The 14097-nt window shown below is 56.8% G+C and carries 13 protein-coding genes; 3 read left to right on the top strand and 10 right to left on the bottom strand.

Translation table 11 applies throughout. The features are described 5' to 3' along the window. Positions 1–63 precede the first annotated feature (63 nt). A complete protein-coding gene (locus AC1ME2_RS19850) occupies positions 64–537 on the bottom strand; it encodes a ferritin-like domain-containing protein (protein WP_480442234.1) in 474 nt (157 codons plus the stop codon). 227 nt (positions 538–764) lie between these two features. Between AC1ME2_RS19850 and AC1ME2_RS19845 the strand changes: the two genes are divergently transcribed. Beyond that, a complete protein-coding gene (locus AC1ME2_RS19845) occupies positions 765–989 on the top strand; it encodes a DUF3820 family protein (protein ID WP_480436146.1) in 225 nt (74 codons plus the stop codon). A 26-nt stretch (positions 990–1015) separates the two neighbouring features. After that, a complete protein-coding gene (locus tag AC1ME2_RS19840) occupies positions 1016–2218 on the top strand; it encodes an aminotransferase class V-fold PLP-dependent enzyme (protein ID WP_480436143.1) in 1203 nt (400 codons plus the stop codon). A 68-nt stretch (positions 2219–2286) separates the two neighbouring features. On the opposite strand, the gene AC1ME2_RS19835 is transcribed toward AC1ME2_RS19840, so the two are convergent. The 3 genes from AC1ME2_RS19835 to zwf are packed head-to-tail and all read right to left on the bottom strand — an operon-like array spanning position 2287 to position 5148. Further along, a complete protein-coding gene (locus AC1ME2_RS19835; RefSeq protein WP_480436141.1) occupies positions 2287–2961 on the bottom strand; it encodes a bifunctional 4-hydroxy-2-oxoglutarate aldolase/2-dehydro-3-deoxy-phosphogluconate aldolase in 675 nt (224 codons plus the stop codon). Positions 2962–2978: 17 nt separating this feature from the next. Continuing rightward, positions 2979–3692: a 6-phosphogluconolactonase gene (gene pgl, locus AC1ME2_RS19830; RefSeq protein WP_480436139.1), complete on the bottom strand. Its 714-nt coding sequence runs from the start codon at positions 3690–3692 to the stop codon at positions 2979–2981. Continuing rightward, positions 3679–5148 (bottom strand): glucose-6-phosphate dehydrogenase, encoded by a 1470-nt coding sequence (zwf, locus tag AC1ME2_RS19825; protein WP_480436137.1) that lies wholly within the window; start codon positions 5146–5148, stop codon positions 3679–3681. The genes pgl and zwf overlap by 14 nt, the downstream gene beginning before the upstream one ends. Positions 5149–5387: 239 nt before the next feature. Between zwf and AC1ME2_RS19820 the strand changes: the two genes are divergently transcribed. Next, entirely contained in the window at positions 5388–6248 is an 861-nt protein-coding gene (locus tag AC1ME2_RS19820; protein WP_480442232.1) for a MurR/RpiR family transcriptional regulator, read from the top strand. Positions 6249–6698: 450 nt separating this feature from the next. Here the strand turns inward: AC1ME2_RS19820 and AC1ME2_RS19815 are convergent, their stop codons facing one another. From AC1ME2_RS19815 to AC1ME2_RS19790, 6 genes are all read right to left on the bottom strand, one after another. Further along, the gene (locus AC1ME2_RS19815; protein ID WP_480436136.1) at positions 6699–8063 is read right to left on the bottom strand and encodes a carbohydrate porin; all 1365 of its coding nucleotides are present in this window, start codon (positions 8061–8063) and stop codon (positions 6699–6701) included. Positions 8064–8185: 122 nt separating this feature from the next. Beyond that, entirely contained in the window at positions 8186–9349 is a 1164-nt protein-coding gene (locus AC1ME2_RS19810; protein ID WP_480436134.1) for an ABC transporter ATP-binding protein, read from the bottom strand. Positions 9350–9351: 2 nt separating this feature from the next. Beyond that, entirely contained in the window at positions 9352–10197 is an 846-nt protein-coding gene (locus AC1ME2_RS19805; protein ID WP_480436133.1) for a carbohydrate ABC transporter permease, read from the bottom strand. Beyond that, positions 10190–11098 (bottom strand): carbohydrate ABC transporter permease, encoded by a 909-nt coding sequence (locus tag AC1ME2_RS19800; RefSeq protein ID WP_480436132.1) that lies wholly within the window; start codon positions 11096–11098, stop codon positions 10190–10192. The genes AC1ME2_RS19805 and AC1ME2_RS19800 overlap by 8 nt, the downstream gene beginning before the upstream one ends. 126 nt (positions 11099–11224) lie before the next feature. Next, the gene (locus AC1ME2_RS19795; RefSeq protein ID WP_480436130.1) at positions 11225–12517 is read right to left on the bottom strand and encodes an ABC transporter substrate-binding protein; all 1293 of its coding nucleotides are present in this window, start codon (positions 12515–12517) and stop codon (positions 11225–11227) included. Positions 12518–12732: 215 nt separating this feature from the next. Then, entirely contained in the window at positions 12733–13971 is a 1239-nt protein-coding gene (locus tag AC1ME2_RS19790) for an ISL3 family transposase (RefSeq protein WP_480436129.1), read from the bottom strand. Positions 13972–14097 lie beyond the last annotated feature (126 nt).

Here is a 14097-nt window from a genome sequence, read left to right as displayed (position 1 = left end):
GTGTGCAGGTTGCGCCAGGCATAGAAAACGCCAGACGAGCTGGCGTTTTTTTCAAGCGTTTAATCAGCTCTTTTGTATATGAGCAGTATCACGCAGGGCTTTGACCTGATCATGGTTACGCTGTGCACCGTCAAGCTGCTTCTGAATCAATGCGACAACGTTCGTTGGCAGACTCTTTTCACGAGCTTTTTCAAGCGCTTTTCTGTAGGCCTTGAGCGCAGTGTCTTCACCCCGTTCTACCTCACTCAGAATTGCCTCATCGCTTTTACCGGTAACAACCGACTTCAGATCGACCCAGGCGCGGTGCAGGGAGCTGGCGATGCTGGAAGACGTTTCAGGATCCCCGCCCAGAACACGAACTTCAGCCTGGAGTTCCCGAACGGCTGTGGCGCACTCTTGCGAACGGCTGATAAAAAAGCTCTTTACCGTCGGGTCTTTGATGTCTTCAGCGCTGGTATGAAAGCCTTTTTCGCCATCCTTACTGGTTTCAATCAGATCGTTGAGCAGTGAAATGGCTTCTTTATTAATATCTGTCATTTTCCAACTCCTTATTGGTGAGGGGAAGACAGTTAAAGCAGCAGCCTTCATGCCACATTCTATTTCACTGAAATACCTTTAAATTTCAATAAGTTGACTTTTACAAGAGACAGATCAATCGCTCTTTCTGCAAGAACTGTCGTTTGGCCTGCATGCAGAATGCACGTATCTTGAAGGCTGTCGTTTCGTGCACATCAAATGTGCACCCTCCATTGAATGGCCTGGACATGAATCCCGAAAAACTTGAACTGCTGGTCACCCGCGAAATGCCTTATGGCAAATACAAGGGCCGGCTCATCGCCGATTTACCGGGACAGTATTTGAACTGGTTCGCTCGGGAAGGCTTTCCCTCGGGGGAGCTGGGCAGCCTGTTGGCGTTGATGCACGAGATCGACCACAACGGCTTGTCCGAACTGCTTGACCCGCTGCGCAAACGCAAACCGCGCCCTTAACGATTCAACTGCCAAGCGAGGCCGCCATGCCTACCCTTCAACACGCCGCCACTGCACAGGACTGCGCCCGCGACGAGGCCTTCTGGCAGCGCATCGCTTCACGCTATGAGGTGGAGCCCGGCCCGATCAACCTGGAAAACGGCTATTTCGGGCGCATGACGCGTACCGTGGTCGAGGACTATCAACACCAGATTGCCTACGTCAACCGCTGCAACTCGGTGTACGTGCGCTATCAGTTCGATCAGGTCGACAGCGTACGGATTCGCGACCAATTGGCAGCAATGCTCCAGGTGCCCGCAGACGAGATCGCCATCACCCGCGGTGCCTCCGAGTCCCTGCAATCACTGATCCGCAACTACAACGCGCTGCAACCCGGCGATCAGGTGTTGGTCAGCGACCTGGATTACCACAGTGTGCAAAACGCCATGCGCTGGCTGGCGAAGAATCGTGGCGTGGAGGTGATCGAAATCCAGCACCCGCACCCCGCCAGTTATGAAAGCCTGCTGGACAGTTACCGCACGGCCTTCGAGCGTCATCCCCGCTTGAAATTGATGGTGCTGACCCACGTCACCCACCGCACCGGTCTGGTGATGCCAGTGCAAGCGATTGCCGCGCTGGCCAAGGCACACGGCATTGATGTGATCCTCGACGGCGTGCATGCCCTTGGGCACCTCGATTTCAAACTGGATGAACTGGGTGTGGTTTTTGCCGGGTTCAACCTGCAAAAGTGGATCGGCGCCCCCCTGAGCCTAGGTTTTATCTACATCGCCAAAGAACGCTTGGCGGGCATCGACCCGGACATGGGCAACAGCCAATTTCCAGCCGATGACATTCGCGCGCGCGTGCCCTATGGCACGCCCAATATTCCGGCGCTGCTGACCCTGCCGCGAGTATTCGAAGAGCATCTGGCGATGGGCGGTGCCGCCGTGAAAGGCGCACGCCTGAAATACCTGCGCGACCTGTGGGTCAAGCCTGCAAGGGAATTGTCGGGGATCGAGATTTTGACGCCGGATGATCCACGTCTGTATTGCGGGATCACGGCATTGCGCTTTACCCGCCAAGCGGATCAGCAGCGGATGGTCGAGCGGTTGCTGGAGGAGTACAACCTGTTCACGGTGGCACCTCTCGGCGCTGCGTGTGGGCCTTGCATCCGTATCACGCCGGGCTTCACCACATCGGTGGCGGAGATCAAAGTACTGGTACGGGCACTGCGTGAACTGAGCCAGTGACCTAAAAACACGGTGCGCCCGACCAAGGCGCACCGTAAAAAGCCAAGCAACAACCAACAACCTATCAGTTAGTCAAACAATGCCAGCGCTTCAACACTGGCCGCTTCAATCCGTGCCCAGTCGCCACTCTTGATCCAGGCGTTGTCGAGCATCCACGAGCCGCCCACGCACATCACGTTCGGCTGCGCCATGTAGCTTTTCAGGTTGTCCGGGTTAACGCCACCGGTTGGGCAGAAGCGCACCTCGACAAACGGGCCGCCAAGGGCCTTGATCGCCGCGACGCCGCCGCTGATTTCAGCCGGGAACAATTTGAAGCGACGGTAACCCAGGGCATAGCCCATCATGATTTCCGAGGCGCTGCTGATCCCCGGCAACATCGGCACCAGGCTGTCGACACCGGCCTGGAGCAGGTCGGGCGTGCAACCGGGGGTCACGATGAATTGCGCACCGGCCGCTTCAGCGTCCGCCAACATCTGCCGGTCAAGGATGGTGCCCGCCCCCACGCACAGCTCTGGGCGTTGTTCACGCAGGACCCGAATCGCCGTCAGGCCGAATGCCGAGCGCAGGGTCACTTCCAGAGTGGTCAGTCCACCGGCGGCCAGCGCATCGGCCAGGGGCAGAATGTCTTGTTCACGGGCAATGGTGATCACCGGCAAAATCTTCGCCTTGGCGCAGAGTTCGTCGATTTGGACAATCTTGTTCGCCATGCTGTTCAGCGGCAGGTTTTTTTCAGTTGTTTTCATGGCGGCTGATCCTTTGTTCATGGGCACCAGTAAATCTCTAAGGAGGGCGTAAGGAAGGCACGGATCGGCATTTCGGCGAGATCATCGCCAGCCACTGCCGTGCGTAACGTGTCGAGTTTGGCCTGACCGGAAATAGACAGGATCTGCAGACGGGCAGACGCCAACAACTGCCGTGTCAGGGTCAAACGCTGGCGTGGCACCGTCGGCGCCAGCATCGGCAAGCAACGACGCTGCCCATCAAGGCGCAACGCTTCGCTGAGGTTCGGGCTCTTGGGAAACAGCGACGCGGTGTGACCGTCGTCCCCCATGCCTAGCACCAACACATCGATCGGTGGCAACTCAGCCAAGGCGTGATCGGCCTCTTTTGCCGCCTCATCCAGGGTTGACGTTGCACGGTACAGGCCAATAAAGCGGGCTTCGGCAGCCGGGCCTTGCAGCAGGTAGCGCTTCAACAGGCCAGCATTGCTGTCGGCATGTTCGACCGGCACCCAGCGTTCATCCGCCAGGCTGACCACCACCTTGGACCAGTCCAGCGACTGCTGAGCCAGATTTTGGAAAAACGCCACCGGACTGCGTCCACCGGACACCACCAGGGTTGCCACGCCTCGGGCGCTGATCGCGCTGCGCAGTTGCTCAGCCACAGCCGTCGCCAGTTCTTCGGCCAACAGTGTCGGATCGGCAAACGTGTGAGCGACTATGCCCACTGGCAGTTCAAGTTTAGATATCGCCATACCAGGACCTCCCGTCACGAGTAATCAGTGCAATGGAGCTCATTGGCCCCCACGACCCAGCCGCGTAAGGCTTGGGTGCATCGCCGGCCTTTTTCCAGCCCGCGATCAACTGGTCGCACCATTGCCACGCGTACTCGATTTCATCTTTACGGACAAACAGGTTCTGATTCCCGCGCATCACCTCAAGCAACAATCGCTCGTAGGCGTCGGGAATCCGCGCGCTGTTATACGTGTCTGAAAAATTCAACTGCAAGGGGCCGCTGCGCAGCTGCATGCCTTTGTCCAGCCCCTGATCCTTGGTCATCACCTGCAAGGAAATACCTTCATCAGGCTGCAGGCGGATGATCAACCGGTTGCTGATCTGCAAACGCTGCTCGGGGGCGAAGATGTAGTGCGGCGGCTCTTTGAAATGGATCACGATCTGCGACAGCTTTTGCGGCATGCGCTTGCCGGTACGCAGGTAGAACGGCACGCCCGACCAGCGCCAGTTACGAATATCTGCACGCAGCGCAACGAAGGTTTCGGTGTCGCTCTGGGTATTGGAGTTTTCTTCCTCCAGATAACCCGGCACCGGCTTGCCTTCGCTGTAGCCCGCAATGTACTGGCCACGCACCACCTGAGTCGCCAGGCGCTCGGGGGTGAACGGCGCCAGAGCCTTGAGCACCTTGACCTTCTCGTCCCGAATACTGTCGGCAGACAGATCGCTCGGCGGGTCCATGGCGATCAGGCAAAGCAGTTGCAGCAAATGGTTCTGGATCATGTCGCGCAGCTGCCCAGCCTGATCGAAGTAGCCCCAACGGCCTTCGATACCGACCTGTTCAGCGACCGTGATTTCGACATGGGAAATGTGGTTCTGATTCCACTGGGTCTCGAACAGACTGTTGGCAAATCGCAGGGCGATCAGGTTCTGTACGGTTTCCTTGCCCAAGTAGTGGTCGATTCGATAGACGCGGTTTTCCGGAAAGAACTGCGCGACCGCATCGTTGACCCGACGTGAAGAAGCCAGGTCATGGCCGATGGGCTTTTCCAGCACGGCACGGGTGCGCTCGGTCAGGTTGACCGACGCGAGGTTCTCGCAGATCGCGCCATACACCGAGGCTGGGGTCGCAAAATAGGCGATCAACCGTTCGGCGTCCCCCACCCGCTCAGCCAGTGCGACATAATCATCGGCTTTGAGAAAATCCACGTGCAGGTAGCTCAGGCGCGCCTGAAAACGCTGTACATGTTCTTCTTCAAACTCGGCTTCGGGTACAAAGCGGCGCAAACTGCTATCGATGTACGCCAAATGCTGCTGCTCACTACCGGATTCACGCGCCAAGGCAACAATTCGGGTATCGGCATGCAGCAATCCAGCGCGGTCGAGCTGGTATAAAGCCGGGAACAGCTTGCGCACTGCCAGGTCGCCTAACGCGCCAAACAAGGCAAAGGTGCACGGTTCAACGGTTATCAGGGGCATAATGTTTGTTCTTTTATCAAGTTAGGCTACAAATACCTTTTTTATAGGCAGTATTCAAGGCCATACGTAGTAATAACCACAACATTTCGTCTAAAACCAGATTCCGATGGTGATCGACGAGGGCCATCAGTACGATAGGCCACCTTTGCCAGCGCCTGTAAGACTCTCGATGACAGGCACTGCCAGGGTGTGTACGAATCAGTCTGTTGCCTGCTCGACAAGGATATTAAATGGACCGCATGCGCAACCTCCTGGAGCATATCCAGGGCCGTCTCGACGAATTGAACAAGGCTGAGCGCAAGGTCGCCGAGGTGATCCTGCTCAACCCACAGCAAGCGACACGCTTGAGTATCGCCGCACTCGCCCAGGCCGCTAAGGTCAGCGAGCCTACGGTCAACCGTTTCTGCCGTTCATTCGGCGTCAGTGGTTATCCCGAACTCAAGTTGCAGCTGGCACAAAGCCTTGCCAGTGGCGCGGCGTATGTGAGCCGCGCGGTGGAGGCCGACGACAACCCCGAGGACTACACCCGGAAAATTTTCGGCAGCGCCATTGCCTCGCTGGACAGCGCCCTGCAGCAACTCGATCCGAACCTGATCAGCAAAGCCGTGGACCTATTGATTCAGGCGCGGCAGATCCATTTTTTCGGCCTCGGCGCCTCGGCTCCGGTGGCGATGGATGCGCAGCATAAATTCTTCCGCTTTAACCTCGCGGTGACGGCGCACGCTGACGTGCTGATGCAACGCATGATCGCTTCGGTGGCGCATACCGGTGAGTTGTTTGTGATCATTTCCTACACTGGCCGCACCCGCGAGCTGGTGGAAGTGGCGCGCATCGCTCGCGAGAATGGCGCCTCGGTTCTGGGGCTGACCGCCGAAGGATCGCCGCTGGCCAAGGCCAGCACCCTGAGCCTGAATATTCCGCTGCCCGAGGACACCGACATTTACATGCCGATGACTTCGCGGATCATCCAGCTCACCGTGCTCGATGTATTGGCCACCGGCATGACCCTGCGCCGAGGCGTGGATTTCCAGCCGCATTTGCGCAAAATCAAGGAAAGCCTCAACGCCAGCCGCTATCCACTTGATGATGAGTTGATTTAAGGCTGATTTTCTCACGGGCGCATTGCCCCCGAAGGCTGCGACAGGGTGTGCCTGTTACACCGCATCAGGCCATTCGCGAATGAATTAGCTCCCATCAAAAAACAGATAACCCATTGAAAAACAAAGAATAAATCTTATTAAATTTTCAGCCAAAACGCTGATCCCCTGTAGGAGCTGCCGAAGGCTGCGATCGCCCCGGGGTCGCGTCCGACGGAACCGGTCGCTTTCTTGAGACCACTGAAGGTCGTTCCGACCTTATCGCAGCCTTCGGCAGCTCCTACCCAGTTTGCTGCACGACAGCGCGGCGTCGAAGACGCGGCGAGGCCTCCTACAGAATCTGTGCTGTTTCTATAGTGGATATCGCTATAAAAAAATGGGCAGCCAAGGCTGCCCAAAAAGCACACGCGCCCCTTGATGGTTAAAGCGCTCAAGTCCCTTTTTAAACGCCTGTTAGAACTTCGACTGAATCTTCAAGCCTGCAACCAACGCATCGTCGACTTGATCGACACCCCCTGGGTGTTTGACGAATTGCAGGTTGGGACGCACGGTCAGCCAATTGGTGACGTGGAACCCGTAGTAGATCTCTGCGTCGTATTCAGTGTTCTGCACCGGCAGGAAGCTCGGGTTGTTGTAATCGTCGATCCCGCTGATCTGATCGACCAGACGTGCGCGAGTTTGCGCATTGTCGTTGACATGGATACGCGCAATACCGATGCCGATGTCGTCCTTCGGACGGGCATCGAACGGACCTTTGTAGGTCAGACCGATCTGCTGATAGTTGTCGACGAAGCTGGTGGCTTTGTCGTTCTGCGTCAAGTTGGCGAACACGTTCAGACCACGGGAAGCATCGCCGTTGTGGGTGGTGAGTTGCTGCTGGGCCACAACCCAGAAACCGTGTTTGCTGTCATGAGACTTGAAATTCCCACCCGGTGTGAGTGGTTGCGGCTGACCATCAGCGCCTTCGAGCACGTCGTCGGCTTTGGCGGTGCTGTAGTAGTAACCAAGACGGTATTCGCCAGGCAGGTCATTGACCTTAGGCGACCAGACCAACTCCACCGGCAGAATCATGCCTTTGGTGCCGCTGGCGCTAAGCTTGAAGCCGTTCTCGCGGTCCAGCTCGGACGGGTTCTGCTCGTAAACACCGACCTGTGCGAAGAACTCAGGCGTGATGTTGTATTTGATCCGCGTTGCCCACTGGCTGACGGGCCAGTTGTACCAGATGCTGCCGGCCCAGTTACCCACTTGCGAGCCGCAGAACGCCAGGTTCTGGAAGTCGCACGGGAAGGTGTTGAAGTCTTCGCCTTCACCGAAACGGCCGACTTTCACATCCAGTGCGCCGTCGAAGTATTTCTGCTTGATCCACATTTGAGTCAGGCGGTAGGTTTGACCACGGCCCCAGACTTCTTGCGACGAACTCAAGGTGCCGGCACGCGGGTCGCCGATGCGGTCATTGGAGATGTTGCGACCACTGCGCTCAGTGATCGTCAGCTTGGCTTCGGTGTCGTGCCAGCCGAGGATTTTCTCCAGGTTCATGTCCACGCCAACGGCAAACTGGTCGCTGTAACGCGCCGTTTTGTCATTGTTGTAACCGCCATGCAGATTGCTGCCGACCTCACCGACATACTCGAATGAGAAATCGTAGCCCTTGTCCAGCAGTTCAGTACGCAGCCCGCCCCAGTCACCGAGCATCCAGGGCGAGTTTGGATCAAAAGCGTCGGCAGCGTGTACGCTTCCAGCCAGACTCAACGCACCCAAAACAGACAACTGGCGAATGAGCTTGAAGTGGGTAAGTGATTTGGCTTTGTTATGTTTCATCCATTAAGTCCTCGTTTTATTGTTATTCGTTTTTGCACGTGGCTTGCTTTGATTTACATCGTGTCGCTGGCTGACCAACCGTTAAGACAACGTCAGTCAACCAATAGTGCTTTGCGCGACATTCACAGGCCGCGATTTATCTGTGTGACCTTGCCCCCACGTTCAGCGGGCTGCGACGTTCCCAAAACCCCCAGCCGCTCACCGCTCTTGGCATCGAACAACAACACTTTGGAGGGGTCGAATTGCAGGTTCAGGGATTCCCCTACCTGTGGCGCGACATCCGGCGCCAGACGGCAGCAGACCTTGCTCTGATTGAGTGTGACGAACACCAGCGTGTCCGGCCCGGTCGGCTCGGTCACCTGGACCTCGGCGCGAATGGTCGGCAAACCGTTGGGTTCGACGGGCGCCAGAACGATCTGTTCAGGACGCATGCCGAGAATCACTTCACGGTCTTCCAGGCCCGCATCGAGCATGCTCAATGGCAGCTCACAACGCGCCTGACCGCTGTCGAGCAACGCCAGCAAGCGTCCGTCCTTGCGTTGCAGGCGCAAGGGGATGAAGTTCATCGGCGGCGAACCGATGAAACTGGCAACGAACAGATTGGCCGGATCGTTGTAAATCTGCTTCGGCGTGCCGAACTGCTGAATGATCCCGTCCTTCATCACGGCCACTTTGTCGCCCAAGGTCATGGCTTCGATCTGGTCGTGGGTCACGTAGACCGTGGTGGTTTTCAGGCGCTGGTGCATCAGTTTCATTTCAGTGCGCATCTCAACCCGCAGCTTGGCGTCGAGGTTGGAAAGCGGCTCATCGAACAGGTAGATTTTCGGCCGACGTGCCAGCGCACGGCCCATGGCCACCCGCTGTTGTTGACCACCGGAAAGCTGGCCGGGTTTGCGGTTCAGCAGGTGCTCGATCTGCAACAGTTTGGCGACCCGCGCGACCTCTTCCTCGATGGCCGCCGGGGCCATCTTGCGGATCTTCAAACCGAACGAGATGTTCTCGCGCACGCTCATGGTCGGGTACAGGGCATAAGACTGGAACACCATGGCGATGTCGCGATCCTTGGGGCTCATGCCGCTGATGTCGGCGTCGTCGATCAGGATCGAGCCGCCACTGATATTTTCAAGCCCGGCGATGCAGTTCATCAAGGTCGATTTACCGCAGCCCGAGGGGCCGACCAGAATCAGAAACTCACCGTTATCGATCTTCAGTTCGATGTTTTTCAAGGTGTCCGGCAAACCGCTGCCGTAGGTCTTGTTGACGTTGCGCAATTCGAGAGTTGCCATGATTACCCCTTGACCGCGCCGGCCGTCAGCCCACGCAAGAAATACTTACCAGCCAGCACATAGACCAGCAGTGTCGGCAGCCCGGCGATCATCGCCGCCGCCATATCAACGTTGTATTCCTTGGCACCGGTGCTGGTGTTGACCAGGTTGTTCAGTGCCACGGTGATGGGCTGCGAGTCGCCGCTGGAGAACACCACACCGAACAGGAAGTCGTTCCAGATCTGGGTGAATTGCCAGATCAGACAGACCATGATGATCGGCGTCGACATCGGCAGAATGATCCGGCCAAAGATGGTGAAAAACCCGGCACCGTCCAGCCGCGCAGCCTTAACCAGTGCATCAGGAATGCCCACGTAGTAATTGCGGAAGAACAGCGTGGTGAATGCCAGACCGTAGACCACGTGCACGAACACCAGCCCGGTGGTGGACGCAGCCAGCCCCATTTTGCCAACCGTGAACGACGCTGGCAGCAGCACGGTCTGGAACGGCAGGAAGCAGCCGAACAACAACAGACCGAAGAACAGTTGCGAACCGCGAAAGCGCCACATCGCCAGCACATAACCGTTGATGGCACCGATGGCGGTGGAGATCACAACCGCTGGCACGGTGATTTTCACCGAGTTCCAGAAGTAGCCATCGACCGTGGCCCAGGCCTTGACCCAACCAATGCCGGTGACCACTTTTGGCCAGCTCAACAGGTTACCGGTGCTGATGTCTTCCGGGGATTTGAAGCTGGTCAGCAGCATCACGATCAGCGGCACCAGGTACACCGCGACCGCCAAGAGCAAAACGGCATAGATCGCGACCCGGCTGATGCTGATGGAAGGTTTACCCACCTGACTATTCATGGCGTTTGGTCCTCAGCTCGGAGTACAGATACGGGACGAGGATGGCGAGAATTGCGCCGAGCATCAGGATCGCACTGGCCGAACCCATGCCCATCTGGCCGCGGCTGAACGTGAACGAATACATGAACATCGCTGGCAGGTCCGAGGAGTAGCCAGGGCCACCCGCCGTCATCGCCGCCACCAGGTCGAAGCTCTTGATGGCAATGTGCGCGAGGATCATCACCGCGCTGAAAAACACCGGTCGCAGGCTTGGCAGCACGACGCGCAGATAAATGGTCGGCAGGCTCGCACCGTCGATCTGTGCAGCACGAATAATCGACTGATCAACCCCGCGCAACCCGGCGAGAAACAGTGCCATGACAAACCCGGACGACTGCCAGACCGCCGCGATCACCAGGCAGTAAACCACCCGATTCGGATCGATCAGCCAGTCCAGACTAAAACCTTCCCAGCCCCAGTCACGCAACATTTTGTCCAGGCCAAGGCCCGGGTTGAGCAACCATTTCCAGGCCGTACCGGTAACGATCATCGACAGCGCCATAGGGTACAGATAAACCGTGCGGATAAACCCTTCGCGACGAATACGCTGATCCAACAGCACCGCCAAGACGACACCCAGTACCAGGCTGATACCGATGAACATGCCACCGAACACCGCCAGATTCTTGCTCGCGACCCACCAACGATCGTTGTTGAGCAAACGTATGTATTGCTGCAAGCCAGCCCATTTGTAGCTGGGCATAAAGCTTGAGGTGGTGAACGAAAGAACAAACGTCCACAGGATGTAGCCATAAAAACCGACCAGTACAATCAGCATACTTGGCGCCAACACCAGCTTGGGCAGCCAGCGTTGCAGCGCGTCGAATGGCGAGGCTTTGCTGAACACAGCGACAGAACTCATCGGAATAATCCAGTTCGAGGACAAGGAATCCAGACCGAACGCCATCGTGAAACCAATGACGGTTTCAGCGGCACGAACGACGGCTGGGGTGTACCGCTGGCGAACCAGCGGTGCGTTACAGAATGATTATTGAGCGGCCTTGATCGCCGAGGCCATTTGCGCCCCTGCTTTGGCCGGATCAGACTTCTTGTCGCTCATGAAGTTGGTGACAACGTCAAAGATCGCGCCCTGCACAGCGAGCGAGGTCGCCATGTTGTGTGCCATGCTCGGCTCAAGCTTGCCGTTCTTGTCGGCTTCCTTGAAGTCCTTCGCCGAGGCCTGACCACAGCTGTCGAACTTGCTCATGTCCAGATCGTTACGAACCGGGATCGAGCCTTTGTTCTGGTTGAACACGTACTGGAACTCAGGCTCAAGGACGATTTTAGCCACATCGTTCTGAGCAGCGAGATTGCCAGGCGTGTTGTTTTTGGCGGACAGCTTGAACATCGCCAGGGAGTCGATGTTGTAGGTGAAGCTGCCTTGGGTGCCTGGGAAAGGAACGCATTCATAGTCCTTGCCGGCAACCTTGCCCGCAGCGCTCCACTCGCTTTTGGCCCAGTCGCCCATGATCTGCATGCCGGCCTTGCCGGTGATGACCTTGGCAGCTTCCAGGTTCCAGTCCTGTCCAGTGCCGTTAGGGTCCATGTAGCCTTGCAATTTCTTCAGCGCGGTGAAGACTTCAGTCATCTGGCTGCCGGTCAACGTTTTCGCGTCGAGATCGATCAAGGCCTTCCTGTAGCCATCCGCACCCATGATGCTCAGCACCAGGTCTTCGAAGACCGTGCTGTCCTGCCAAGGCTGACCGCCGTGCGCCAGAGGAATGAAACCTGCGGCCTTGAGCTTGTCACCCGCCGCATAGAACTCTTCGAGCGTGGTGGGTGCTTTGGCGATACCGGCTTTTTTGAAGACTTCCGGGTTGATCCACAGCCAGTTGACCCGGTGAATGTTCACCGGTACAGCCACGTAGTGACCTTGGTACTTCATGGTGTCGGAGACGGTTTTGGACAGCAGTTTGTCCCAGTTATTGGCTTTCGATACCTCGTCGAGGTTGGTCAACAAGCCAAGCTCGCCCCACTCTTGCAGGTCCGGACCTTTGATCTGCGCGGCAGACGGTGGGTTACCAGACACCGCACGGGTTTTCAGCACGGTCATCGCCGCTGCACCACCGCCACCGGCGACAGCGCTGTCCTGCCAGGTGTAACCGTCTTTTTCCACCAGCTGTTTCAGCACGCCAATGGCTTTTGCTTCACCGCCGGACGTCCACCAGTGCACTACCTCCACGCTGCCTTTTGAACCGGCAGGCGCATCCGCAGCAAGAACATTCAGGGGGAACAACGAGGCGAGGGAAATGACAGCAGCGAGGCGGGAGATCGAATTCATCTGATTACCTTTTCTTGTTGTTATACGTGAGCAAGTCTGGTGCTTGCGCTGCATGGATTTTAACCAAGGGTTTGGCGCGCTACGGTAACGAAGGGACGCGCAAAGGTCACCGCATGGTTACATTGGGAGTTCCAGCGCCTATCAGAAAGAATTTTAATCTTTAAAAAACAATGTGTTGGCGCTGGTTTTGGGGGCTTCACCGGATCAAGTGGGTGTTATGAGTTTTGGAGACGTTCAGGGTATAAGTCCAAACCACCAAAATGAAAGTAAATGGCATTGCGAAAACGCTCCCGATTTCGAAACCCGCAAGAGCGTTGCTTGAGCCGTTGAATGCGTGCGTTCATGCTTTCTGCATGCCCGTTATGCAGGTTCAACACGATGGCGTTGACGATGCCCCAAAGTCGTCGCTTGATCGTTTTGGCGACTTTCCACATCGGTGGCAGCCCACTCTTCAAGGCCCACTCCAGCCAGTGGTTCCACTGTTGTTCGACCTCATCCCGATCCTTACCTCGCCACAACTGCTTGGCCAGATCCTTGATCGCCCACGCTTTGGCTGTACGCAACGAACCCTCTCGCAACGACTCGAAGGTTGCCTGTTGTCGCTCGGTCAGGTTCTCGGCCCGCTTGAGCCAGACGTATTTCGTGTTCTTGAGCACCGTGGAGCCGGCCTTTAGCAGCTCGCGGTTTTCCATATGACGCACTCTGTCCAGCGCCTCACTTAACAGCTTGGCCACATGGAACTTGTCGAACGCTATTTTGTGCATGGCATCCGGAATATGACGCTGGGTCGCGCTGATAAAGGCGGGCCACATGTCCATCGAAACGCCCGTAATAGCTTGCTTTTGGTCGCTATTGAGCTTCGTATAAAACGCTTCCAGGCTCTGGGTGAGGTTGCCGTCTTCCACATGCAAGACCTTACCCGTTGCGGGGTCGGTCACCACGGTGACGTACTCGCGACGCTTTTGAAACGAAGTCTCGTCCACACATATCTGGGTCGGCGATAACGGTTTCCGACGCGCCAATCCGCGCCTTACGGCACGAGCCATGATTCGGTCAATGCTGCCCCAGCTCATCTGGAGTTGACGCGAGATCGCCTGAATACTGGCTTCCTGGATCCAGTTGATCACCAATGCTTCAAACATCAAGGTGAAACCTGAACCCACGTCTGCCCACGGAACCTCGGCGGTCACCACGCCATGTTCGGCGCAATGCACTCTGGGGATTTCAGCTTCAAGGATGGTCACGAACTGACACGTATCAAGATGCCGCCAACGACGCTTGCGTTTGTCATAACGCGAAGCGGGTAGGCCACATTGCGGGCAGGTAAACGCAGCAGCATCAGACACCCCAACGCCGACAACGACTTGCCCCAACGTTCGGCCAAGGTTAACTGCGACCACTTTCCACGGTGCCTGGAGCCCAAGGATTTGGGCGTATAAATCGATATCTTTCATGGGTAGGAGGATAGATTACCCACTCAAAACGGTGAAGCCCCTGGTTTTGATGTGTATATCCGGCATCCGCGTGTGCTGGAATTATGGTTTCGCTCTTACAGCCAGCCCTTTCAAGGTCTTTGCTAA

It is taken from the genome of Pseudomonas sp. ASL9 (genome assembly GCF_056680335.1).
The sequence above is the reverse complement of the archived record's forward strand: the minus strand, read 5'-3'. Positions and strand labels throughout refer to the sequence as shown.

Excerpts from the sequence above, each read along its gene's own strand:
- AC1ME2_RS19850 (WP_480442234.1), bottom strand. The coding sequence starts at position 537 with ATGACAGATATTAATAAAGAAGCCATTTCACTGCTCAACGATCTGATT.
- AC1ME2_RS19845 (WP_480436146.1), top strand. The coding sequence starts at position 765 with ATGAATCCCGAAAAACTTGAACTGCTGGTCACCCGCGAAATGCCTTAT.
- AC1ME2_RS19840 (WP_480436143.1), top strand. The coding sequence starts at position 1,016 with ATGCCTACCCTTCAACACGCCGCCACTGCACAGGACTGCGCCCGCGAC.
- AC1ME2_RS19835 (WP_480436141.1), bottom strand. The coding sequence starts at position 2,961 with ATGAAAACAACTGAAAAAAACCTGCCGCTGAACAGCATGGCGAACAAG.
- pgl (WP_480436139.1), bottom strand. The coding sequence starts at position 3,692 with ATGGCGATATCTAAACTTGAACTGCCAGTGGGCATAGTCGCTCACACG.
- zwf (WP_480436137.1), bottom strand. The coding sequence starts at position 5,148 with ATGCCCCTGATAACCGTTGAACCGTGCACCTTTGCCTTGTTTGGCGCG.
- AC1ME2_RS19820 (WP_480442232.1), top strand. The coding sequence starts at position 5,388 with ATGCGCAACCTCCTGGAGCATATCCAGGGCCGTCTCGACGAATTGAAC.
- AC1ME2_RS19815 (WP_480436136.1), bottom strand. The coding sequence starts at position 8,063 with ATGAAACATAACAAAGCCAAATCACTTACCCACTTCAAGCTCATTCGC.
- AC1ME2_RS19810 (WP_480436134.1), bottom strand. The coding sequence starts at position 9,349 with ATGGCAACTCTCGAATTGCGCAACGTCAACAAGACCTACGGCAGCGGT.
- AC1ME2_RS19805 (WP_480436133.1), bottom strand. The coding sequence starts at position 10,197 with ATGAATAGTCAGGTGGGTAAACCTTCCATCAGCATCAGCCGGGTCGCG.
- AC1ME2_RS19800 (WP_480436132.1), bottom strand. The coding sequence starts at position 11,098 with ATGAGTTCTGTCGCTGTGTTCAGCAAAGCCTCGCCATTCGACGCGCTG.
- AC1ME2_RS19795 (WP_480436130.1), bottom strand. The coding sequence starts at position 12,517 with ATGAATTCGATCTCCCGCCTCGCTGCTGTCATTTCCCTCGCCTCGTTG.
- AC1ME2_RS19790 (WP_480436129.1), bottom strand. The coding sequence starts at position 13,971 with ATGAAAGATATCGATTTATACGCCCAAATCCTTGGGCTCCAGGCACCG.